The 24,835-nt window shown below is 35.8% G+C and carries 22 protein-coding genes; 6 read left to right on the top strand and 16 right to left on the bottom strand.

From position 1 onward, the window contains the following. Positions 1 to 486 precede the first annotated feature (486 nt). Entirely contained in the window at positions 487 to 1,353 is an 867-nt protein-coding gene (locus tag C6H08_RS07330; RefSeq protein WP_233708523.1) for a DUF268 domain-containing protein, read from the bottom strand. 206 nt (positions 1,354 to 1,559) lie between these two features. On the opposite strand from C6H08_RS07330, the gene C6H08_RS07335 reads away from it, so the two are divergent. Next, positions 1,560 to 1,742, top strand: a complete 183-nt coding sequence (locus C6H08_RS07335) for a hypothetical protein (RefSeq protein ID WP_034580496.1) — start codon at positions 1,560 to 1,562, stop codon at positions 1,740 to 1,742. A 542-nt stretch (positions 1,743 to 2,284) separates the two neighbouring features. Here C6H08_RS07335 and C6H08_RS07340 read toward each other — a convergent pair. The 7 genes from C6H08_RS07340 to C6H08_RS07370 form a co-directional block, all read right to left on the bottom strand. After that, the gene (locus C6H08_RS07340; protein ID WP_034563903.1) at positions 2,285 to 2,824 is read right to left on the bottom strand and encodes a HyaD/HybD family hydrogenase maturation endopeptidase; all 540 of its coding nucleotides are present in this window, start codon (positions 2,822 to 2,824) and stop codon (positions 2,285 to 2,287) included. A 13-nt stretch (positions 2,825 to 2,837) separates the two neighbouring features. Further along, positions 2,838 to 3,545, bottom strand: coding sequence for a Ni/Fe-hydrogenase, b-type cytochrome subunit (gene cybH, locus C6H08_RS07345; RefSeq protein WP_034563900.1), 708 nt, complete (start codon positions 3,543 to 3,545; stop codon positions 2,838 to 2,840). A gap of 27 nt (positions 3,546 to 3,572) precedes the next feature. After that, positions 3,573 to 5,336 carry a nickel-dependent hydrogenase large subunit gene (locus tag C6H08_RS07350; protein ID WP_034580495.1) on the bottom strand — a complete coding sequence of 588 codons (1,764 nt, stop codon included), beginning with the start codon at positions 5,334 to 5,336 and terminating at the stop codon, positions 3,573 to 3,575. Between the two features lie 64 nt (positions 5,337 to 5,400). Then, positions 5,401 to 6,678 carry a hydrogenase small subunit gene (locus tag C6H08_RS07355; RefSeq protein ID WP_034580493.1) on the bottom strand — a complete coding sequence of 426 codons (1,278 nt, stop codon included), beginning with the start codon at positions 6,676 to 6,678 and terminating at the stop codon, positions 5,401 to 5,403. Positions 6,679 to 6,859: 181 nt separating this feature from the next. After that, positions 6,860 to 7,630: a tetratricopeptide repeat protein gene (locus C6H08_RS07360; protein ID WP_034580490.1), complete on the bottom strand. Its 771-nt coding sequence runs from the start codon at positions 7,628 to 7,630 to the stop codon at positions 6,860 to 6,862. Next, complete coding sequence (locus tag C6H08_RS07365) at positions 7,593 to 7,790, bottom strand: hypothetical protein (protein ID WP_034580489.1); 198 nt, start codon at positions 7,788 to 7,790, stop codon at positions 7,593 to 7,595. The genes C6H08_RS07360 and C6H08_RS07365 overlap by 38 nt, the downstream gene beginning before the upstream one ends. An 18-nt stretch (positions 7,791 to 7,808) precedes the next feature. Next, positions 7,809 to 8,744, bottom strand: a complete 936-nt coding sequence (locus tag C6H08_RS07370; RefSeq protein WP_034563889.1) for a hypothetical protein — start codon at positions 8,742 to 8,744, stop codon at positions 7,809 to 7,811. A gap of 111 nt (positions 8,745 to 8,855) precedes the next feature. Between C6H08_RS07370 and C6H08_RS07375 the strand changes: the two genes are divergently transcribed. Next, complete coding sequence (locus tag C6H08_RS07375) at positions 8,856 to 9,356, top strand: peptidylprolyl isomerase (protein ID WP_034563887.1); 501 nt, start codon at positions 8,856 to 8,858, stop codon at positions 9,354 to 9,356. Between the two features lie 72 nt (positions 9,357 to 9,428). Here the strand turns inward: C6H08_RS07375 and C6H08_RS07380 are convergent, their stop codons facing one another. From C6H08_RS07380 to serS, 4 genes are all read right to left on the bottom strand, one after another. After that, positions 9,429 to 10,247, bottom strand: coding sequence for a hypothetical protein (locus C6H08_RS07380; RefSeq protein ID WP_034580487.1), 819 nt, complete (start codon positions 10,245 to 10,247; stop codon positions 9,429 to 9,431). Between the two features lie 259 nt (positions 10,248 to 10,506). Then, on the bottom strand, positions 10,507 to 10,872 hold the full coding sequence (locus tag C6H08_RS07385) for a methionine-R-sulfoxide reductase (protein ID WP_034563884.1): 366 nt from the start codon (positions 10,870 to 10,872) through the stop codon (positions 10,507 to 10,509). A 10-nt stretch (positions 10,873 to 10,882) separates the two neighbouring features. Beyond that, complete coding sequence (locus C6H08_RS07390) at positions 10,883 to 13,441, bottom strand: tetratricopeptide repeat protein (protein ID WP_034563882.1); 2,559 nt, start codon at positions 13,439 to 13,441, stop codon at positions 10,883 to 10,885. 28 nt (positions 13,442 to 13,469) lie between these two features. Continuing rightward, the gene (serS, locus tag C6H08_RS07395) at positions 13,470 to 14,765 is read right to left on the bottom strand and encodes a serine--tRNA ligase (RefSeq protein ID WP_034580485.1); all 1,296 of its coding nucleotides are present in this window, start codon (positions 14,763 to 14,765) and stop codon (positions 13,470 to 13,472) included. Between the two features lie 138 nt (positions 14,766 to 14,903). Between serS and C6H08_RS07400 the strand changes: the two genes are divergently transcribed. Further along, complete coding sequence (locus C6H08_RS07400; RefSeq protein ID WP_034580484.1) at positions 14,904 to 15,869, top strand: chemotaxis protein; 966 nt, start codon at positions 14,904 to 14,906, stop codon at positions 15,867 to 15,869. Between the two features lie 283 nt (positions 15,870 to 16,152). Beyond that, positions 16,153 to 16,938, top strand: coding sequence for a MotE family protein (locus tag C6H08_RS07405; protein WP_233706137.1), 786 nt, complete (start codon positions 16,153 to 16,155; stop codon positions 16,936 to 16,938). Here the strand turns inward: C6H08_RS07405 and C6H08_RS07410 are convergent. From C6H08_RS07410 to pgp3, 4 genes are all read right to left on the bottom strand, one after another. Further along, positions 16,935 to 18,020, bottom strand: coding sequence for a DegT/DnrJ/EryC1/StrS family aminotransferase (locus tag C6H08_RS07410; protein WP_034580482.1), 1,086 nt, complete (start codon positions 18,018 to 18,020; stop codon positions 16,935 to 16,937). The two genes, C6H08_RS07405 and C6H08_RS07410, sit on opposite strands and share 4 nt — an antisense overlap. A gap of 197 nt (positions 18,021 to 18,217) precedes the next feature. Continuing rightward, the gene (locus tag C6H08_RS07420; protein ID WP_104686154.1) at positions 18,218 to 19,168 is read right to left on the bottom strand and encodes an alpha-1,2-fucosyltransferase; all 951 of its coding nucleotides are present in this window, start codon (positions 19,166 to 19,168) and stop codon (positions 18,218 to 18,220) included. 10 nt (positions 19,169 to 19,178) lie between these two features. Then, positions 19,179 to 20,246, bottom strand: coding sequence for a glycosyltransferase family 2 protein (locus C6H08_RS07425; RefSeq protein ID WP_034578962.1), 1,068 nt, complete (start codon positions 20,244 to 20,246; stop codon positions 19,179 to 19,181). Positions 20,247 to 20,419: 173 nt separating this feature from the next. Further along, positions 20,420 to 21,571: a peptidoglycan metallopeptidase Pgp3 gene (gene pgp3, locus C6H08_RS12005; protein WP_233708524.1), complete on the bottom strand. Its 1,152-nt coding sequence runs from the start codon at positions 21,569 to 21,571 to the stop codon at positions 20,420 to 20,422. 365 nt (positions 21,572 to 21,936) lie between these two features. On the opposite strand from pgp3, the gene C6H08_RS07435 reads away from it, so the two are divergent. Both C6H08_RS07435 and C6H08_RS07440 read left to right on the top strand, forming a co-directional pair. Continuing rightward, the gene (locus C6H08_RS07435) at positions 21,937 to 23,646 is read left to right on the top strand and encodes a cation:proton antiporter (RefSeq protein ID WP_034562279.1); all 1,710 of its coding nucleotides are present in this window, start codon (positions 21,937 to 21,939) and stop codon (positions 23,644 to 23,646) included. A 662-nt stretch (positions 23,647 to 24,308) separates the two neighbouring features. Beyond that, complete coding sequence (locus C6H08_RS07440; RefSeq protein WP_034565074.1) at positions 24,309 to 24,827, top strand: shikimate kinase; 519 nt, start codon at positions 24,309 to 24,311, stop codon at positions 24,825 to 24,827. The last annotated feature ends 8 nt before the right edge of the window (positions 24,828 to 24,835 follow it).

Genomic DNA, 24,835 nt, shown 5'->3' on the forward strand with positions numbered 1-24,835 from the left:
TAATAACTGCTAAAATAAATAGCTTATAGCCATGGCAAGTTGTAAGGCTATCAATCTTTATAATTTTTCTAATTTTAGCGGTATTGCCTTGCCTTATTTATGGCATTATTGGTCTTGCCTATGTCAAATGGTTTTATACATGAAAGATTGCTTGTGTTTTTCCATACAATCCGCAACATTTTGTACGCTTTGACTTGGATTTCATAACGATTATTTACATTGTTCAACTAAATCAAGCCTATTTGCTACAAAAGTTAGTAACATCGTAATCTTTAAGGCTCTGAATGGATGTTAAATTCTGGTTTCTATGCCCTGTATCTATCAATGCTATATTTAGATTCTACAAATCTATGATACAGCATTTTTCCTTTAAATGAAAATCGTAAGTAAATACAAGCGGGTATTAAGCATTAACATTCCATTCAGTAGGATACTTTTAGAACCTGTGGTGTATCATTAAGAATATTTGCTATATTTTTAGCTGAATTATTTTTTAATAAATTCAAACAATCCTACATTTCCATTATTTTGATATTCTGGCATGGAATCAAGGCAGCTTTGATAAATCTCTAAATGATCTTTTTGCCATTTCATACATTCTACAACATCGAGTGTGCTAATGTAACCCATTTCAAGAATTTGCATTTCACCTAATACATCAATAATGGTTTGCGGTCGATACACTCTGTGTGCGTTAAAACACACTTTATCAATCTGCCCCACAGGCACACTAAAATATAGCTTACCACCGGGTTTTAATACCCTTTGAAAAGCCCTCAAAGCCTTTTCCCAAGCATCTGGTTCGATAGGATCACCATATCGCCCTAATCCAAAATGCTCCACACTACACAATGCAGAAATTGATTCTAAAGAGTTATCAGCAATATTTTCTAAGAGTGTAGCGTTGGCTTGAATATATGAAATGCCGCCTTTTTGATTCAAAAAGTTTGTGTCAAAGTTATTGTCCATAGGTCTAATGTCAATGAGAGTGATTTTCTGTCCTTGTGCAAGCAAATGCGCGATAAAACCAACCACAGACGAGCCAACATCATAGTGCATACTCGGCTTATTTTCTAACACTTTTCGTGCCCCCCAAATATCTTGGATAAAATATGATGAATCCCCTATATCACCATTTTTAGCATACTTGTCATGTCGGCAAATATAATCATGTTTTGGATCGAGTATAAAGCGAGAATCTTTATTTAGTTTGGTATATAGCTGTTTGTCTTGAGTGATTTCCTCATCGCTCATAAAGGGGTGGTTACCCCCCCCCCATTCTTTGTCAATCATTCTGCGGAAGGGTCGTAATATCTCGCGTTTTATCCTTTGTGGAATTGTTTTTCGTTTCATATGAGAATCTCCAAATTAAATTTGTGTTATTGTAGTAAAATTGTCTAAATGATGATAGTCTGAGTATAAAATATTTCTTGGATTACCTATTTTCCAAGCATGTTTAAATTCTCATTTTGATAAAACCATCAAAATAAAAAATATTTTAAGATTTCTTAGAATCTATGCTATAATGTGTCTCACATTTTTATTTTAGGAGTTTCATTATGAAAAAGTTTTTAGCAATGGCGGTTATTACAGGTTTAGCAACATTATTTGTTGCATGCGATGATAAAAAAGAGGAAAAAGCACCTGCACAAGCACCAGTAGCACAAGAAGAAGCAAAACCAGCGGAAGCACCAGCTGCTACTGATAATGCGACAGAAGCACAGGATAAGGCGTCTAAGTAATCTTTCCCATTTTTTAACATGATATTAGTGCGGCATAGAATGGTATGCTGCATTTCTCAATACACACTCTTTTCTTTTTTCTCTCTTAATACATTTTTATGTTTGTTCTTAGCGTGATTTACACAAGCTAGATTGTATTCTATCTTGAGTATTTCGCAATATATGCTTGTAGTTACGAAATGTATTGTATGCTTATTTCTGTTTTATTGGTAGAAGTTATGCTTGTTGTGGGTGAGATTTAGATGAAGTTTACTTTCTAACAATGGTCTAGAATTAATATGGTATCTATATTTTTAATTAAATACAAAAATTTCACTTTCAACTATTATGAAACCTTATGAAGTATTAGGAGAATTTAAAGTAAGAAAATAGGGATATTTTTTAACAAGTTACTTTAAATATTACTATCAAAGCATATAAAAATTCAAGCATAGTGTTAAAAATATAAAGTGGGATATAAAAATGTTGAGACGCAATTGTGAGTTATAAAATTAAAATCACCAACAATTTCTCAAACTAGCATACAATGGGATTTATTTTTTTTAAAAACCTTTATATGAATTATTAGCTATCTCTTGCAATGGTATATTCTTAGTTTTGCTAATATGAAAGCCCAAATTTTCCAAGTATGAAATAGCGTTTTGTTCCATAGTTAATGCACCCCTTAAAAGAGATTCACTAAGACTAAAGGCGGTGTCTTCACCAATTACTTCCGGCACAATACCAATGACATGCACTTGCGGTAAATCACCCATCATTTTTGTTAAATGAAGTGTTTGCAGCATCTCAACTTCATGGGCACTACCAGCCCAAGTAATACATGATGGAATATTGTCAAAACTAAAGCTATACACATCGCCAATTTGTGCATTTTCAACGCTCACACAATCAAGTAATAATACACGATCGTATTCTACAATAAGTGGAATAAGCATATTTGCTAATGTGCCACCATCAACAAATGTGAGAGTATGCTCTTTGCTATCAAAAGTATAATTTACTTTTAAATAGTTACATAAATGAACGCCAATACCCTCATCTCCAAAGAGAATATTGCCAATGCCAAGCACTAAAACATTCAAAACAAAAATCTCTCTATACTCTTTGTTCTTCTGAATAACGGATACCGCTTACCATTGCATCAGCACCGCCGTTTGGATAACGCACAGAATTCCAAATTACAAGATAAATATGCACTGGCACAAATACAATAAATACCCATGTAGCAATATGGTGTATCGCTCTAACATTTGCTAATCCACCACATACAGAATCTACCCAGCTAAAACATGCACCCATAATGCCACCCAAACCATCATGATAAACATTTGCATAAAGATTCACACCTGTCAAACAAATAATTAAGGTTACTAATCCTAATACAAAGTATGTAGTAAATTGCAAAGGATTGTATGTGCCTTTAATGTGCGGATGCTTTGCAATAAAAAGATATGCCCCAATAGTCTTCGCCCAAACAAGTGGATTTAGTAATTGCCAAAACGATGTGCGTTCTGGCTTACTTGATGGTGCAAAAAAGAATAGATACACTCGAAAAATAGAAGCCGCAATCAATACAAATCCAGCTATACAATGAAAAGCCCTATTATAGGCTTGTAAGAAAATAACTGGCTCACCACTTGCATCAGGTTGTAAGAAAGGATATGCAATATAAAATCCACTTGCTACCAAAAAAACAATCATAAATGCACGCACCCAATGTAAGAATCTAGTCATTGCACCAAATTCTAAATGCTGTTGGATTTCTTTTGCAATACCCGTATCAATCTCTGTTCGTGTTACCATAAAAGCTCCTTAATCCAACTATGCTTTTTAGAATCTTGCGAATGCTGGTTCTACTTTATATTCCCCAAGATCATTACCTTTTGTATCCATTACATGCACAGCACAAGCAATACATGGGTCAAATGAGTGAATATGTCGTATAATCTCTAAAGGCTGTGTTAAGTCTGCGATCTTTGTCCCAATAAGACTCATCTCATAGGGTCCTTTTTGTCCTTTAGAATCTCTTGGTCCTGCATTCCATGTCGAAGGCACAACTGCTTGATAATTTGCTACTTTGCCCTCTTCAATACGCACCCAATGGCTCAACATTCCTCTTGGCACATTACCGATATAGCAACCCTTATAAGACTTGCTATTATCAATAATATAAGGCGCACAAGTCGTAGTATCTACTTTAAGATTTCTTACCAATTCATCAAATGCTTTTAGCCCCTCATCTGCTAATACTTTTGCTTCTAGCCCTCTAGCTGCTGTGCGACCTAGCGTACTGAATAAATGACTTGTGCTTAAGCCAGTGCGTTTTAAAAATGCATCTACAGCGTTATGCAAGGCTTCATTTTTACCTTTTGCATAGCCTACAATAACCGCTGCTAATGGTCCAACTTCCATAGGCTTACCATCATATCTTGGCGATTTAATCCATGAATATTTAGAATCTGTTTGTAAAAGTTTTGTGCGTTCATTCTTGCCACTTAAACCTATGCTTTCACCATCTTTAAAGCCGGTGTAATCCGGTGTTGTTTGTCCATCATAAGGGTGAAGTGCATCTGTTGGCTTGATCGGTTCTCCATTGCTATGCTTGCCTTCATATTTATACCAAGAGTTTGTTACTTCCTCTGCGATTAAGTCAAGATTCACATCATGCACTTTGCTTAAATCGCCATCAAGCACATAACCACTATCAAGCAGGTATTCATTATGTCCCACCTGCATTTCTTGGAAACTTACGAAATTCTTTAGATTACAACCCGTTAAAACACTTGCCTCAGTTGAATATGCCATGCCTGCCATAATTAAGTCTGGGTAATAAGCACGATTAATAAAGTCTGCTACCATTTCATACTTCGCTTTATATTCAGCAAGTCTTGATGGATCTAAAATATCCATAATGGAAGTAACACCCCCAACGGTTAAGCTTTGTGGGTGCGGTTGTTTTGCACCAAAGATAGCCATCATTTTTGCCGCTTCTCTTTGAATTTCAAGTAGTTTTAGATAATGTGATAATACAATAAGGTTTTGTTCTGGACTTAGATGATAGGTTTTATGTCCCCAATATCCATTTGCAAAAGGTCCAAGGGAACCCTTAGCTGCAAAATCTTTTACCCTTTTTTGCACCATTCTTAATTCATCTTCACCTGCTGAAATTGGAGAATCTGTATATTCAAATGCAAGTTTCGCAGCCTTAGCAGGATCGGCACTTAAAGCACTGATAATATCGCACCAATCAAGCCCATGCAATGTATAAAAATGCACGATATGATCGTGGAAAAATAAGGCTAGATTCATAAGTGTGCGAACAAGCTTTGCATTATATGGAATCTCAATGCCTAAAGCATTCTCAACCGCAGTAATACCCGCTTTATAGTGAGAATAGGTGCAAACACCGCAAATTCTTCCTGCAATAAAACCCGCATCTCGCGGATCTCTACCTTTAATAATAGTCTCTAAACCACGCCATAGCGTAGAGCTAGAAAATGCGTCTGTAATCACATTATTATCATCAACAATAACTTCAATCCGCAAATGCCCTTCAATTCTAGTGATAGGATCAACAACAATTCTTTTTGACATATTCTTTCCTTTTGGTAATATTTATAGTCTATGCGTCGCACCTAAAAGCACAACTTGTGTAAAATTACTTTGGTTTTATAGCACCAGATAGCATTGCATGTGCGGCAATACCAATAGCTGTTGCACCCAAAATTACCATACCAACCCTATCTGCTGTGTGGTCAGCACCTGCACCTCTAAAAGCTGTTTGATAGCGATTCCCAAGTGGTACTTCAAATGGCGACATCGTATCCCAAAAATGTGGCTCACTGCAACCTATACAACCATGCCCCGCACCGATAGGCCAATTTGTATGTGAATTAAATCGTAATTTTGAGCAGTTATTGAAAGTATAAGGACCTTTACAACCAACCTTATACAAGCAGTAACCATTCTTTGCATTTTCATCGCCAAAGTGTTGCACAAACTCACCTGCATCAAAGCGACCCCTTCTCTCACATAAATCATGGATTCTATGTCCATACGCCCATTTTGGTCTATGGAATGCATCGAGTGCCATATCGCCAAAGAGAATGTGCTGCATAAGTGTGCCTACAATATTTTTCTCATTCGGCGGACAACCCGGAACATTAATAACTTTTTTGTCAATAATATCACTCAAAGGATGTGCGTTTGTAGGATTTGGTGCAGCCGCTTGCACTCCACCAAAGCTAGAGCATGTTCCAATGGCAAAAATTGCTGCTGCATGTTTTGCTACATGTCTGCATTCTTCAGCACCAGTCCTGCCAGATGCACCAATGGTAAGGAAATATTCAGTATCTTTTGGAATCCCACCTTCTACCATCATAACATAGCGACCATCATATTTTTTTACCGCATCTTCTAAACTTTTTTCCGCTTGATACCCAGATGCCGCCATGATAGTCTCATGGTATTCCATGCTTACATAATCAAAAATGATAGAATCAATACCCGGATCTTCACTTCTTAATAAACTTTCACTGCAACCTGTGCATTCTGCCATGTGTAACCATATAATAGGCACTCTATCAGCAAGCTCTGCGGCACGAGCTGTAAGAGGTGCAAAAGTAGCAGGTAGCCCAATTGATGCAGTAACAACTGCTGCCCATTTCATAAAATCCCTTCTTTGAATACCTTTTTCTTGTAAGACTTCTTTTAAATCTTTACCGCTTTTTTCTTCTCTTAATGAGGGGAGTTTTGCTAACTTATCTAGTCGTTTTTTAACCTTTTTAAAAAGCGATTGTTTTGTATGGAATGTGAGATTATCACCTTTTGGGTTTTGACTATAATCTAATGCGATATTTGCAGTGTCGTGTGGCATGGAATCTGAGAGTATAGTATCAGTATGCAACATTCCCTGCGTAGTTTCATGTTTGCTCATCATTGCATCCTTAATGAAAAGTTTTGGGAGTTATATTGCCGTTATTTTACAATAAAATACATATTTTCTTAGATTATGTGCGTAATTATTCCAAAATCAATACATTTATGTAACTGAATGTAACTAAAACTCTGAAAGGCTGTGTTCTGCGTGTATCAATCTGGTTGCATTATGAATAGTTTTATTGCCTTTGTTTAGAATCTAGCCTAACATACAAACCGCGTTTTTTTTGCAATAGTGGTAATGTAATGCCAGAATCTTTTAATAAACGCATATTTCTACAAGATTCCATCATGCCATAATCACATGCGATATGAAAAAAATATAGTGCATTTGCAAAATCTTTTTTATAGTTAGCATAGACTACGGCAAGATTAAAACAAGCTTGTGGATACTGCATAGAACACGCTCTAGTAAAAGATTGTAAAGCTGCATGTCCGCCCACATTAGATGATGTTCGCATAGACTGCAATACGCCCATATTATAGCAACCTATCACATCAGCATTATTACAAGCAGTGTTATATGCAATTTCTGCTTCATCTGTATTGCCACTCATTTGATAAAGTAATCCCAGTAGAGAACAACCCAGCTTTTCACTCGATTGACAAGACTTTTGTAGATAAGGTATTGCTTCTCTATCACTTCCATTTGCACTCAGCGTAGCACCTATGATATGACATATATGTATTTCACATTCATTCACGCTTGGCACACCTTGCTTAAGCAATAGCGAACATGAATCTTTTATCCCATTAGAGCATTGTTGCAATAAAGGCATAATATCTTGTTGCACCCTTTGTGTGTTGTTAGCTTTATATGGCATATATGGGTTTGCAAATGCAACAAATACATTGCAAAAAAATACCACCAAATACCGATACAGCACAGAATCTACCTTTATATGCTTAAACTTATTGCGATAGGCACTCATGGCAATAGCATTTACCATTCTTTTTTTTCATATCTACTTGTGTGATATATACGCCACATTTTACACATTGCATGAGATTTATTTCTTTATTTTTACTTGATTTTTTATTGTTCTGCTGCATGTTAAGTAGCACAAGAACAAGCACTGTAATGACAACAATAAGAAATAAATACAGCACAATCTCTCCCTTGAAATACTATTTTATCGCAGTATTATTTTTCATACATGCACGCGTTAGATCGCTAGTAGGCAATAATCTTCTTTTTGCTACATCGCAGACAAAATCTCTTACTTCATCACTTGATACAACCACATTTCGCCTTTTTTTAGGTTCATTTACACTATATAAAAATCCTACAAAATGCCCACCTGAATTAAAAAGTGGTAGTCCATGTATGGCACTATGTTTTTGGATATTCGCAATACTTGCAGATTTGTAAAATAAGGCATTATTCTCTGTTACAAATGGAAACAATACATTATCCTTACGGCTAAGCACTGTGTTTTTTAGCATTCCCTTATAAATTGGAGTGAAATGATGTAAATTAATTCTTTGATGATAAAAGCTTTCTTCGCGAGTGTTACAATAAATATCTGTGTAGTTTTCAGCTCTAAGTAGTGAAAGCTTAGAATCTGTTGCACGCAAACGAAGCATGGCAAAGCACATAAGCGATTTACTAGAATCATCTTGCATTTTTGCCATAACACTGCGTAAATACGCCCCATCTTCATTCATCAAATCAGCAGCAGCAAGGATATATCCATCTTTTAGTAAGATTCCATAACCCTGCTTTTGCACGCCATTGTCAAATAATGCAGTAAGCAATGCAATAGAGTATAAAAAGCTACCTTTTCTAGCCCCAAGTGTAGGCATAGCTCCACTTGCAAGGAAGCCGCCTTGATAGCCTTGTGTGCCTTGCTTATTCTGTGTAGCTTTATCTGAATTGCTACTTTTATTCCCACCTTTATTTTGACCGCCTGATTGTGGAATCTGTGTCGTGCCACCATCTATGCAGCCATACAAATCATTGCAATCTCCAAATCCATCAGCATAAAGCGGCGAAATAAGCACAAAGCAAAACATTACAAAACACAACATAAAGGATTTAAAATATGAAAACAGAAGCGACATATCTACTCCAAATTTACTTTTAGTCCTAAATTATAACATTAAATCTTGAAATTTACCGGCAAAGTTGCTAGAATCTCAACTTTTGAATCACTGAAATTTAAGGATTTTACAATGGGATTAAAAGAATATAAACTTTTGGCAGACGAGTTACAAACATTGCAATATGCTATCGTTGAAACAAATAAGGGTGTTATGTATATAAAGCTTTTTCCAGAACATGCACCACAAGCAGTAAGTAACTTTGCTGCACTTGCTAATAGCGGCTTTTATGATGATTTGAATTTTCATCGTGTAATAGCTGGTTTTATGGCTCAAGGTGGCTGTCCAAAGGGCGATGGCACAGGTGGTCCGGGCTATACTATAAAGTGTGAGCTTGAAAATAACCCAACAAAGCATAATCGTGGCACTTTATCTATGGCTCACGCTGGGCGAAATACGGGTGGTAGTCAGTTTTTTATCTGTTTTGCGCCACAACCGCATTTAGATGGCGAACACACCGCATTTGGTCGTATCCCAGTAAATGAAAAGGCAAGCTATGAAGTTTTAGATTCTCTAAAACAAGGAGATATTATTAAGAGTATCCGCGTAGTTGCTGAATTGCCAAAGGTTTAAACTCTCTTAAACCGCATAAAAAATTCTATCTATTTTTGCTTTTATAGAATCTTGCGAAATAGATACACTTCATTATTGACTTACAATAAGAATATCAACAAGATTCTCTATTCCGATATTCCTATCTACAAATGTAATACTCTCTTTGGGTAATGCGTCTATAGTCTCATTTGTCGCATAGAAGCAATGAAAAAGATTCTCAATTTGCCGAAATATCTCTAAATCATTTGTATCCATAACACGCAAAATAGGGATAATCCCAAGATTATATGCAAAGGCTATGAGTTTATTTATATGTGTTTGTATGCTATGTGTGAGAGAATGATTTCTTATAGAATCTTGTGTGTTTAGGGCTATTTCAGAAGCAATATCATCAATATTAGAATCTAGTAGCATAGGATTAGATTCCAAAGCATGTAAAATCTCACAATATATTTGTAAATGCTTGATATTGAGTATAATCATATCTGCCCCACTAATAGTAGATTCTAGAATCTGATATTCATCAATAAATACACTTTCATGGACAACAAAAGCAGGGGATAATCGCCTTATCATGCTTAAATAGTCCATACTATCCGCACTCTCATTATTTGCGAGTTTATCCAAATCGCTAAATATCACGCAAAGAATCTCTTTATCAAACTCTACGCTATGGTCTAAACTGCTTGTTTGTATGAGTTTAGATAGCTTTTCTGTGTTGGTATATAGGGCTTTTTTGGGTGTATTTGTCTTTAACTTTTCATAGAGATAAGTTTTGTCTGATAAACGCGGTAAAAAGCAAGTATATGCAAGTGAGCGACCAAGCATATCCTTTGGCATGATTTGTTTTTTATTTGATAAATACTGCATAATATACAGCATTTGCTGATAAGAAATCTCTTGTTTCATACTTTTCCCTTAAGGTTTTATACAAAAGTTTAGAATCTAGTTTTATGGTTTTTACATAATTTTAGAAGGTTTAAGATTCTAAAATACGGCTTCTATGTCACTTGCACTCACCCATTTGAATTGGATTCTAAAGATTTATAAAAATATTTAATGTGTTATTCTTTTGTTTTTTAAGGCTTTGCTAGATTCTAAAGCCCTTTTTTACGCCCCAGCCTTACCACCTATTCAAAGAGCGGATTCTAAAAAATCTTAGTTTTTGTTATTTAACTCTCTCTTTTGGGATAAATATAAGCGATACAGAATTAACACAATGGCGTGTGTTTTTCTCCGTAAAGCCCTCACCTCTAAAAACATGTCCTAAATGTGCGTTGCAATGATTGCATACAATCTCTGTTCGCACTCCGTCTCTATCTAGCACTTCTTTTACATTATTTTCAATACTAGAATCAAAGCTAGGCCAACCACAATGTCCGCTAAATTTTGAATCCGAAGTAAATAAAGGCATCTCACACATTTTGCATACATAGATTCCATCTTCAAAAAAGTCATTGTATTCCCCGCTAAATGGGGCTTCTGTGCCTTTCTCTAAAAGCACATATCTCTCAAACTCACTTAATGTTTTCATATTTAGCCCTTTATTTTGGGGTATTAACCTTTGAATCATCAATGGTAAAATCAATAAATTCTGATTTAAATCCATGATTTGCGATACTATTATAATGCTGTGCTGCGGCGTTGTAATTCTCTGCTTCTTGATACATCACACCTAAGGCATAGCGACTTTCATAATTCACACTAGAATCCATTTTTGATAACTGCAATAAAAGACTTGCGGCATTCTTGTGTCCAGCCCCAATAGCTGCCACAGCACCCAAATAACGCGTATAGCTATCATCTTCTTTCAAGCCATTAATTAATCTGTCATAAATTGCATAGCTCTCTTCAAAGTTTTGCTGATAGATATTTAAAAGCCCTAAGGCTTGTAGTAAGCCATTTGGATTTTTTGTCTGTGTGCTTAGCTTGTAGTTTAATAGCTTTTTTTCTCGCTCAAGATTCCCAGTTATAAAGCCCACATAGATATATAGCTCTCGTGCTAGATTTGGTCCATAGAAAACATTGTCTAGATTCATATTATCTTCTCTAAAGAGATACTGCATATTAAGCGATGAATTCTTCACATTTGTGCCATAGTTTCTTGCTAAATCAAGCAGGATATTTGACACAATGTCATTTGATTGATAGTATTTTAGCCGCTCAAAACCAGCGACAATATTTTTCGTATCTCTCATGTGTATAGCACTGATTGACTGAAAGGCTAGTGCCATTGCCCTTTTTTCATTCGCTTCAGGGATATATACGCCCATATCAGTTGGGTTATTTACCCATTCTTTGATTTTACTAAATAATACGAGTTGCTCTCTTGGCATTTTGCTATCTGCTATGCTTTGCCCTAGATTCACATTCAAAGTGCTTATATCTTTATAGACGAGTTTGCCCGTAACCATAGCAAAAGCACCTGCTTGCACATCTGTCATATCAATGTGATAAGCACGCAAAAAGTGCTTATAAGCATTTGCAAAATCGCCAACTTGTGCGTAAATTAGCCCCGCATTATAATGTAATACAGCATGATTTGGATTCTCATCGACATCATGCTTAATCATTGCTAAAGCCCCGCGTAAGTCATTCTCATTAATCTTACGCAAGGATTGGGCTATGCTTGTATTAATGTTTGAGATAGTAGCACCTTTTATTAATATCGCATGGCTTTCTTCGAGATTCCCTAAATTGATTTTAGAATCTAGCACACCATCTGAAATAATGCTTAATGCTTCATTCACATTAAACACACGATAAGGGGCATAATAGAATAGAATCTTACTTGTCAAAAGGTTTGAATGCTCAAAAGTCCTATTCCAAAACTCTTCTTGGGCTAACTGCACATTGAAAACATTTGGAGCAACTCTAGCTTGTATAGGATAGGGGTTTATAATATCATTTTCTTTTTTCTCGCCACCAAACTCATCAATGATTCTTGCTGCTTCGATAAAATCGCCTAATTTTAGATTAATAAGCTGCATAGTCATTTTTGCATGCCAATCATTTGGATATTGTATGAGATAGTTATGCACATGAGCCCTTGCTGCATTGAGACTGCCCTGCCTTGCTAATAGCTGACCTAGTGCGAGTTCATCTTGCTTTTCTGCGACAGCCTTTAAGTTATTATAGGCTTGCACATTGTCATTAAAAAGGGTATAAAGCTTTGCTGCAAGTCTTTTGCTATCTTTGTCAAAATGCGTATTTGTATCGTGATTAAGCGGTGATAGTGCCTCAAAATACTGCCCTTGATAGTATTGATTGAGAGCATAGGAATAGGCGTATGGCGGGAGATTGCTTATTTGATTTGCATAGGTATTTGCGATATTGATATAGTATTGATACTTATCCATATCCCCTAGTCTAAAGGCACTCACAGCCGCATTAATCGCACTTAATGCTACATCTTCACCTACTGAAATAGCCTTATCATAGTATTCTATACTTTTTTGATAGTCTTTTGATTTTGCATTAATCACTCCTAAGTTATAGTTTGCAATAGCCTTTGCATAAGTAGCAATTTGATTAAAAAGCATGAGAGCTTCTTGCTTATCGCCTGTTTTATAGAGCATATCTGCTTTTTGAATCATATTTTCAAGATTCTTATTATCTACAACTGGGGGCTTTGTGGTAACCTCTGGAATGCTTGGTAACACAACGCCGCCTTGACTTTCAGCATTACTTCCTTCTTGCATATTAGCCCCACCACTGCTACTACCTTGATTATTCGCACCACCTTGTTGTGTGCTTTGAGTAGCACTCTGCTCTGTTTCAGAATCTTGCTTTGGTTTAAAAGCACTTACAAGTAGCATAACAAGCAATAGCACAAAAAGCAGTAACAGCACTACAAGCAAAATGCGTCTAGTTTTTACACCAAGCTTTTCATCAATGTTGCGTATAAGCGGAATATCTTTAGCATTATCTCTAGCAAAGTTTTCTAATGGCGTAAAAAATGCCATAATGCCACTTGGCTTTTTTTTCTTTTCTTCAGGTTTAGATTCTGTATTTTCATCAGTGTTATTAGAATCTTTTATATCATCTTGTGTTGCTATATCTTCTGCTGCTATATCTTCTTGTTTTTTTTGCTCTTCTGCCATTCCCTAATCCCCAAATAAACTATAGAATCTAAAGATACTTTTCTAAGACTTTAGGTATTTGAATGCTGCCATCAGCTTGTTGAAAATTCTCCATAATAGCAACAAGAGTCCTGCCTACTGCTAAGCTTGAGCCATTTAGCGTATGTGCGAGTGTATTTTTACCTGCCCTCTTGTATCGTATCTTAGCCCTACGCGCTTGAAAATCCGCACAATTTGACACAGAGCTAATCTCACGATAGCAATTCTGTCCGGGTAGCCATACTTCTAAATCAATAGTATTTGCCGCAGAAAAGCCTATATCGCCACTGCAAAGCTGCACTAGCCTATGTGGTAACTCCAAAGATTCTAAAAGCTTTGATACATTATCTACCATTCTTTGCTGCATAGATTCACTTTGTTCTGGTGTGGTGATTGCCACAAGCTCGACTTTATCAAACTGATGCTGCCTTATAATGCCACGCGTATCTCTTCCTGCACTGCCTGCCTCTTTTCTAAAGCAAGGTGTATATGCTGTCATCATAATGGGTAGCTCGTTTTCAGCTAGAATCATATCTTGATAAAGGTTAGTGAGAGAAATCTCTGAAGTAGAAATAAGATAGAGATTATGCCCTTTATTAGAATCTTCGCTTTCATTTATATCATCATTCATAGATTCTATATGAAACATATCATCAGCAAATTTTGGCAGCTGCCCCGTCCCAAACATAGCCCTTTCATTTACAATGACTGGCACACTGCATACTTCAAAGCCACTTTTATAGTTAAAATCAAGCATATAAGATATTAAAGCATGATTTAGTCTCGCAGCCTCTCCACGCAAAACAGAAAAACGACTTTTAGCAAGTTTTACCCCCGCTTCAAAGTCAATCCACTTATTTTTCTCCGCAAGCTCCCAATGCTCTTTTGGTGTGAAGCTAAACTTCTCTGGTTCTAAAACATGTTTAATCACAACATTATCGTTTTCATCTGTGCCTATGGGCGTATTCTTATCTAAAAGGTTTGGAATCTTAAGTAAAATCTCTTGCAATGCTACTTCTGCTTGAGCTACCTTTGCAACCTCTGCTTGCACTTTTCTTTTTAGCGTATCAAGGTTTTCTTTATGGCTTTGCAAAAGATTAGAATCTGCTTTTTTTTGCATGAGTTCGCCATATTCTTTTGAGAGTTTATTTTGTTCTGCCTGCATAGATTCTGCTATGTTTTTTTGTTGCTTTAACTTATTTGCATTCTCTTTCAATACATCAAGCATGACTTTTTCTACATTCCTATTGGCAAGATTCTGTGCTACATAGTCAAAATCTTGTAATAAAAGTTTAACATCAATCATTGAGAAATACCTTTTAGCAACTATGAATATTTATGTATAAAAGAAGCAATTATAACAAAATAATGATATAAAATGTATTGATAAAAGATTTTTTTTGTTAAAATAACAGCAATAAAATAAAAGTTTAGGAGCTTTGTTTTGATAAGCAATATTGATAAAACGACTTCACTCCATTTAAATAATGAAGCACAATTTCTCTGTTTTACCCTAGAAGATACTGAAAATGAGCAAGACATTCAGCTTTATGCGATGAATGTTTTTAAGATACGCGAGATAATCTATTATGATGGGGAGCTAACAGAGACAGCGGGGGAAAATGAGGGCATAGTGCTTGGATTCCTAACTGTTAGAGGGGAGAGCATACCGCTTGTTGATATGCGTAGATGGCTTTACTTTAACGCACAAGACCCAAAGCGAGATTTAAAAGAATACTCTATCCAAAGTCAAAAAAATCTTGTGATTCTATGTAATTTTTCACAATGCACAGTTGGACTTAGAATCTTAAGTGTAAAACGCATTATCCAGCGAAGCTGGGATTCTGTAATTGTAGGTAGTGAATACGGCTTTGATGGGAATAATAAGATTACTGCTACTACAAAATTTGATGATGGTGCGGTAGTGCAAATCATGGATGTTGAACGCATGGTAGTAGATGCTTTCCCATCAGTAGAAATGTCGCATGAATTGCAACTTGAAGGATTGAGGGCTATTGAGAGTGATAAAGTTGTATTGTTAGCAGAAGATTCTAAACCTGCACAAAAATCACTTCAAATCATTATGGAGAAACTACAACTTCGCTATTTTACCTTTCCAAATGGCAAAGCATTGCTTGAGTATCTCTACACACCGGGTGTTGCTAAAACCGTTGGGGCAGTCATCACTGACCTTGAAATGCCACTCATTTCAGGCTTTGAAGTCTTAAAGCATATACGAGAACATGAAGATACAAAGACTATGCCTGTAATTGTTAATTCATCAATGAGTAATGATTCTAATATTGAAAAAGCACAAAGCCTAAAAGCAAACGCCTTTATTACAAAATCAAATCCTGCAGAGATAGAAGACGCCCTGCGTGAAGCCCTTGAAATGCAGATTGGACTATAATTTGAGATAGAAGCATTATGCGTCAAATCTAGATTCTAAAAATCTATTTGTCATTTTTAGCAAAGCAAAATTTCTCAAAGTTAGTGTTTGTAAAATGTTGCACTTTTTAAGGTTTAAAATGACAATCATAATAGAATCAGAAAGGTTTCAAGTAATGCTTAAAAAGCTTTGCATTCATATATTTATATTTTTGTGAGTGTTTTAGATCGCTTAGAGTATAAATTTATAGAATCTAGCTTTGCATTATTGTATAATATTACGCAAGATTCTGTTACATAAGGATATGGTAGTGAAAAAAGTTTTTTTAGGAAGTCTTATTGTTGGTTGTTTATGTGTAAGTGCGTTTGCCGATGACGAGACAGAAAAAAAAGCAGTCAAAACGCAATCTTTAACAACTAGTGCGAGTTTTGATCCAGAGGCAGCACAACAGCTAGCAAAACAATGTGATGCAATCTTTGAGGCAAGAAAGCAAGAGCTTGCAACAAGTCTATTGCAGCTACAACAGCAACAAAGCACTTTGCAGATTCTAACCACAGAAAACACAAAGCTATTGAAAGAAAAAGAAGAGCAGATGAAGCTAAAAGAGAGTGCGTTAAAAAAAATGTATGCTGATATGCGAGACGAAGAAGCAAAAAAATCAGCAGAAAGTGAAGCAAAACTCAATGAAGCAAAGAAGCTATTAGCACAGAATGAAGAGATTCTAAAGCAAATCACAGGCACAAAGGACACAAAACTAGCTGAAAGCTATGCGAAAATGAAAGATAGCAAAGCCGCACCGATTTTAGCAGCTATGCCAGAAGATGATGCGGTTATGATTCTATTGAGCCTAAAACCAAATCAAATGGGAAGTATTCTAGCACAAATGCAACCAGATAAAGCCGCAGAGCTTACAAAACTTATAAAATATTTCCCTAGTAAAAAGCCAGTCCCACCAAATGCACCACCACCAGCCACACCAGATGGAATCAATGTAGAAGATAATATGCCGCAAAACGCTAGAGAGGCAAACACAAATCAACAAAATAATGCAGTGCCACAAAGCTTTGATGGCAATATGAGGGTGTATTAGAATTCATTTATTACAGATACAACCCTTTCTGCTTGTTCCTTGCTCATAACCGGGCTAATCGGTAAAGACAACACTTCCCTATGAATCTTTTCAGTAATGGGTAAAGAGAGATGATTATATTCCTTATAGGCAACTTGTTTGTGCGGTGGGATAGGATAGTGGATAATTGTTTCAATCCCATTATCCTTTAAATACGCTTGGAATCTTTCCCGCTCTTCGCAACGCACGACAAATAAATGCCACGCGTGTCCTTCTTCACTCACACATTCAGGCAAAATAATCTTTGTATTTGTGATATTTTCGCGATAAAATTTTGCAATCTTGCGACGAGATTCATTATCAGAATCCAAGTGCTTGAGCTTTATCTCTAAAATTGCTGCTTGAAGCTCATCAAGGCGAGAGTTTAGCCCCTTGTAGAGATTAACATACTTTTTATGTGAGCCATAATTCCCCAATGCCCTAACTTTTTCCGCTACTTCTTTATGCTTTGTGGTTACCGCTCCGCCATCGCCTAATGCCCCTAGATTCTTCCCCGGGAAAAATGAGAATCCAGCCACATCGCCAAGTGTGCCAACCCTTTTGCCTTGATATATTGCCCCGTGTGCCTGTGCGCAATCCTCTATAATAGCAAGTTTGTGCTTTTGTGCCAGCTCCCATACCTTTTGCATCTCCACGACCTGCCCATACAAATGTACGACTAAAATCGCCTTTGTGTTGGGTGTTATGGCAGATTCTATTTTCTCCACATCAATGTTATAAGTCTGCAAACTTGGCTCAACAAAGATAGGCTTACACCCATTATCAGAGATAGCCAAAATTGAGGCGATATAGGTATTTGCCGGGACGATTATCTCATCACTTTCCCCCAAACCTAACGCCTTTATGCTTAAACGCAAGGCATCTAGCCCATTACCACAGCCTATGCAATGCTCTATCCCGCAATATTCAGCAAATGCCTTTTCAAAAGCCCTGTTTTTTTCTCCTAAAATATACCAGCCAGATTCTAGCACCTTTTTCATCGCTAATTCTAGCTCGTCTTTAAAACGCGAATTAATTGTCTTTACATCAAGAAATGGGATCATTGTATAACTCCTTTACGCAATAGTTTGCTTCTCAAGCGATTGTAGAGATAGACAAAAAGTCTGTATCGCAATGTGAGATTTTGACAATGGGGGGGGGGGGGGGATTACATTATTACACGGCTGTGTAATTTGTAGTNNATTTTTTTTTAAAAAAAAAAATGGGATATTTTTAAACCCCTTTACCAAATATTTTTTTTTTAAAGCGATTGAAGGGATAGAAAAAATGTTGTATCGAAATGTGGGGTTTGTGAGAAGGGGGGGGGGGGGGTGATTACATTATTACACGGCTGTGTAATTTGTAGTTTTGCACCCCAATTTACAAGCATTACATTTTCCATTTCAAAAAATACATTTCGAACGCGTGGGGCAATAAGCAGTGGATTATGTGGTGACAGAATCTTAGCATACGCTCCCAAGCTCCCGTGAGATGCGACAATCACCTTGCAACGACTAAGCAGGTATAAATCCAAATAGCCTTGTTCTGGTGTATTAATATCACATATTTTAAATTGCTTATCCTTTAAAAGTGGTGCAATATGCTCTCTAACCCACGCTACATCATCACTAAAGAGATAAAACACGCTTTTTGAATTCACTTGTGCGACAAGCTGAATAACTCTCTCAAAGTAAGTAAGACTAGTAGGCTCTCCATACACAATATGATTCTGCGATAAATCACCTCTTCTAATGTGAATGCCACAGGATTGCGTATTTAGAATCTCTTGTAAAAGTATGTAAAATGGTGCGTCTTTTTGCTCTATTTCTTTGGGGTTAAAGTATGTTGCAAAGCGTCTTGCAAAATATATGTCATAATGTCTGCCTAAATAACCGCCGACATATAATGGAGGCTTGTGGGTAATGACTTTCTCATCATCGATAAAATATAATTTATTGTAGCGTTTTATCTCATCTTCAGTTGCGATTTTCATCTCTAGTTGTGGAAATGCTTTTGGCATATCAAAGGTTAAATCATAGATTCTATCATAGCCATTTGTTGTATTATAAAAACCTTTGCCAGAAGTCTCAAACCAGCTTAAATCATATTTGACTTGATAGCCTTTTTCCTCAAAGGCTTTGCCTAGTGCGACAAAACCTATTTGACTTGCTATGCCGCCATCTACTCTAATAATTGTGAGATTATCTTTCATTGCATTTCCTTTACCAAATAAGCCATACAATCACGCCACATAACGCAATATTTACCCCAAGAAAAATATTAAATAGTTTTTTATATTTGCGATATTTTTTTGCTATTTTATCTTCCGTGTGGTAAAGCATACCTAAATATGCCTTAAAATCAAAGTCATACATATCTTTCAAGCGTTTTGCACTCTCTTTTGTGTTATAAGATTCCATAACTTTATGGTAACCCCACATTTGCCTTGTTTCAATAGGCGACAACAAAGCCATTCTGCCCAAAAAATACTCTATCATATCTTCTTGCGGAGTAATACCGAGTTTAGCTATTTCTTTTGCAAAGATTTTTTGAAGCAAATCTATATCTTTCATTGCTAAAAAAGTATCCATTAGCCGCTCAATCTCCATCTTTCCACGCTTTATAGCAACATCAGTCCCAGCACTCACATTGTTTGTCCTTGGATCAAAACGATACATTACTAAAATATCATCAAGGATCTTTATCTCCCCATTTAAAAGTATCTTAATGTGCATTTGCGTATCCTGCTGATTACACATCGCAATATCTAAAGGATACAAAATCTCCTTAAAATCAGTTGTTTTCATTGCCATTCCGGGCGAAGTAAGATAATTCCCTCGCATAAAGAGATCATAGAGATGTTCTGCTCTTGTTTTATTTTCAGATTCTCCAAATCTTTCTTTATCTTTCACCCCATTTTCATCAACTTTAATAAGACTTGGATATATCGCTTTTACGCTTGGATTCTCGCTAAATGCCTTATAAATCACTTCTAGTGCATTAGGTGTAAGCATATCATCGCTCGCACAAAATACAAGATATTCGCCACTAGCATTTTCAAATGCTGTGTTTAATCCTGCGTTTATGCCTTGATTATATGGGTGCTGTATAAGCTTTATTCTAGAATCTTTAAACTTTAGAATCTCATTTACATTATTATCACTAGAGCAATCATCTACAATAATAAGCTCAAAATCTTCTAAGGTTTGTTTCAAAACAGATTCTATAAAAAATCCCACAAACCTTTCGTGATTGAAACTTGGGGTGAGAATGGAAATTTTAGGATTCAAATTTTTCCTTTAATTTTTTAGTAAAACTCGTATCATACCATAAACAACGCAAAATGGATTAATAAGCATAGTATTAAACATCGGTGCAAATTCATATTAAATAAAATTTAGCTCAATATAACGAAAGATTTCATTAATCTAAAATTTTAAGCGATAAATACAACCAACAAATATTAAAACAACGCATTCACCTTGTTTATGAAATCAATAGGATCAACCTGCACTCCATTTACAAGCATACCAAAATGCAAATGCGCTCCACTCACTCTGCCTGTATTACCACTTAAAGCTACCACTTGCCCCTTTTGCACCCTCTCACCAAGCTTCACCTTAATATCACTGCAATGATAATACATGCTAAAAACCCCCTCACCATGATCGATGACGACTGACTTACCCGCTAAAAAACGATCCTTTGCGATCACTACAACGCCATCATTACTAGCCTGTATCGGTGTGCCAATTGCCGCACGAAAATCTGTGCCACCATGAAAGCTTTTAATTTCATTATTAAACACTCTCGCGGAGCCAAAAGGACTTGTAATCACGCTGTTTAAAGGCAACATAAAAGGCTTACTCCAGTAACGCTTCTTCGTATATGTGCGATAGATCGCATTTGCTTCAGCAAATTCCTTTGCAATGCGATCACTCGCAGCTTTATTTGGCTTTGTCTTTGTTGTGTCTGTGATTGTGATTTTTTCTCTCTTATATGCACCTTGCACGATTTTAATGGAAAAGTCATTATTTAATCTTAGATTCTCTAAAGCTGAGCGATAGTTAATCGCTACAAATGCAATCTTTTTATTAGAATCTTTTGGGTGCAAAACCCATGGAAAAACCTTATTATTTATGCGTATTTCTTGCGGATTTTTCTCACTACTCACTGCAATAAAAGTTGCACCATTAGCAATCTCTATTGTATGAGACTTATTTTGTTTTGCTTTTTTCGTTGGCGTATTTTCTGCGAGCTTTATTTCCTTAGATTCTGTGTTTGTTTGTAATAGACTGGTTTCAAACATACTCTTATATTCTTGTGGTAGATCCTCTTGCTGTATATCCTTTGGCGGATTTATAGAATCTTGTGTTATAGGGCTTCTATCAATCGGGGCTCTAAAACCCTTTTCATCTTTGGGGTTAAACCCTTTTTGTTGGATATCAAAAAGTCGTAAATCAGAATCTACTTCGCCATCACTAAAATCATTTTGGATAGCCCTCTTTTGAGACTTGTTTGAATCTGGCAAAAAAAGTATAGAATCTGCATACGACACACCAACACAAAACACGACACCACAAGAAAAAGTAAAAACACATTTTGACAAATTCATAAACCACTCTCTAAAAATCTAAGATGAAGCAAACGATTATAGCATTTATATTTTAAAAACTCTAAACCATTATAATGTTGTCTGCTGGAATAATATTATGTTATTTTAAATTCTATTAAGCTAGTATATTTGATATTTTTTTGCTATAATCTTAAGCATATCTGTATGTATTTTAGAGAAGAACTTAATATTATTTAATGTAAAAGTCTTTATAGAATTGCTTAAAAAATACGCTAATGCACTTTATGTAATGGTTAAATGTTTTTGCATATAGAGGTGTTGATACAAAAAAAACAGGTTATATTAAGGTTTATTAAACGAGGTGTCCTATCGATTTATATCTTGTTATACTTTGCGTTTTGGCAATGGCGGTTATTTCAGGTATTGTGCTAAGTTGGCTTAAGATTCCAACCATTATTGGCTACATTCTTACAGGTGTGCTAACGACTTATATCTTTGGCTTTCATCTTGAAGATTCTGGTGAGTTGAATGATATAGCTGAATTTGGGGTTGTGTTTTTGATGTTTATGATAGGGCTTGATTTTAGTTTTAAAAGCCTTACTTCGATGAAGCAAGAAGTGCTAGTCTTTGGCGGCTTACAGATTGGAATCTCGATTGCCTTTTTCTATGTTGTATGTTTTTATTTTTTGGGTTTTAACTTTTCTACCTCTATCATTATTTCAAGTGCAGTAAGTCTTAGCTCAACGGCAATTGTGCTGAAGTTTTTAAATGAAAGCGCTCAAACAAAAACGCCTTATGGCATGGCTTCAGTTGGAATCTTGATATTCCAAGATATTGCAGTTATCCCAATTTTACTTATGATTAAGCTTTTAAGCGATAAAGATTCTCATCTTTCTGCCCTGCTTTTAACGACACTTATTTCTGCGATTATCGTGCTTATAGTGCTATTTTTGCCCGGACGCATTATGGCAAAACTATTCCTTCGCTTTTCAGCAAATATGAAAACAGATGAAATCTTTGTGGGTGCAGTCTTTCTAATCGTTTTAGGTGCGGCATACATAAGTAAATCTTTTGGTTTTTCTCTAGCACTTGGAGCATTTTTGGCAGGTATGATTATCTCAAACACGCCGTATAAATATCAAGTGTCATCAGTCCTTACACACTTTAGAGATATACTTTTAGGTGTGTTTTTTATCACCGTGGGTATGCAGGTAGATATTATCTTCTTGCTTGAATATTTTGTTGTTATCCTTATTTTAATGGCACTTATGATGGGTGCAAAAGCCTTACTCATGTATTTATTCTTATTCTTATTTAGGGGGCAGAGGATAGGATTAAGGATTGCATTATCTCTAGCACAAATCGGAGAGTTTTCATTTGCTATTTTCCTTTTAGCAAGTCAGCATAAGATATTAGATCTACACCTTGATGGCGGGGTTTTGAAGGTGCTATTTGGGGAAGAGTTTTTTGCAAGTATTACCCCAGATAAAATCTATCAGTTTTTGACACTTATGGTGATTTTTTCAATGATTGCTACACCTTTTATCTTAGATAGACTAGATAAGGTTACGAACTTTTTCTTGCGTTATCTTACACCTGTAAGCAGTTTTTTTGCACACAGAAAAGCGGAATTCTATGATGATACAAAGGCAGATCATACAAACCACGCGACAGACCTTGAAAAACATGTTGTGGTGTGTGGTTATGGTGAGCTTGGCAAAAAAATTTTAGAGTATTTTAAGGGTTGTGATGTGCAATACATTGCTGTGGATAAAAACTATAACAAGGTAGAAGAGGCAATAAAGAAAGGTGAGCCTGTAATTTATGGCGATATTACAAGTAGGCAGATTCTAGAGCAGCTTGGTATTACTAAGTGTTCTGCGGTAATCATCGCCATAGATTCTATCGATAGTGCGCAAAGAGCCCATCAAGACATTCGTGCCTTATCGCCTTATTGCAAGATTATCCTTAAGACAAAAAGTTCTAAATTTGCTTCATCACTTCAATCTCAAGGTGTGTATGCAGTCGTGCATGAGCGTAGAGAAGTAGCAAAGATTCTAAGCGATCTAGCCCTGCAAGCAGTAGATGAGAATAAGCAGCAAGCAGATAAATAGGATTTTGGGTTCTAGTCTTATTTTCCCAAGATTATTAAATTTTGAAAATAGGAGTTTTGCAATTCATTTTAGATAATTCCGCATGAAACTCCTTTTGATCCACTTATATTTTGCCTTGATTCTGCATTCCTTACTTTTATAGGAATATTTGCACTTTTTTTACGCTTTGTTGTATCTTACTTTTATAATAAAATATGTTGCAATAAGAAATACTTATGCGAAAAACTCAAAAAAACTAGAGAGTAAGTCTAAATATATTGTTTGCAGACACGCGAAAATTAAGAAAAGCAAGAAACGAGATATTAAGTCCATTCACCCCCCCCCCCCCTCAAAAAAACCAACGCGACAATATATTAACACGCAAAAGCCTTAGTTTCTAGGGTCAATGAGAGTGAAGTTGATTATTTTATTAAATTGTTTAGAATAAGGACAATAAACAACAACATAAACATATATAAGTCGTCGCAGTTACAAAAAAAATATTAAGCATTGTTTGTTTAAAAATAAACTCAAGTATTTAACACTTAAAATGATCAATATATCTGTCATATCTCAAGCAATCAATTCCAGTTTAGTCTACATATAACCCCAAATATTTGTTATAATACTTCAATTAAAACCACCACGAAAAACGCTTTAATAAAACAAAAGAGAGATAAGCAATGGATAATATCATCTTGATAGGCTTTATGGGTAGCGGTAAAAGCACCATAGCAAAGCTACTTGCAACAGCCCTAAATATGCCCTTTATAGATAGTGATACATATATAGCGAAGAAAGAAAAAAGCAGTATTAAAGATATTTTCACATATAAGGGCGAGGCATATTTCCGCCATTTAGAATCTCTTTTTATAGAATCTTTTTCCACACAAAAAGGGTATATTATCGCAACAGGTGGTGGTATGCCAATCTTTAATAATATAAGAGGGCTTGGTGTATGTTTCTATTTGCAAAGCGATTTTGATACAATCGCACAACGCATTTTAAAAGAAAAAGAAGCCACAAAAGAAAACACACGACCTCTATTTGATGACATATCTACAGCCAAAGATCTCTATAATGAACGCATTAAAATATATGAAAACTCATGTGATTACATTATAGATTCTAGACAAGATACACAAGCAATAGTTGATAGAATCATATCTCTACTACACACAAAACCTATACACCCACAATAGAAAGGCAT

The organism is Helicobacter bilis, from assembly GCF_900198365.1.
GTDB lineage: Bacteria > Campylobacterota > Campylobacteria > Campylobacterales > Helicobacteraceae > Helicobacter_A > Helicobacter_A bilis_B.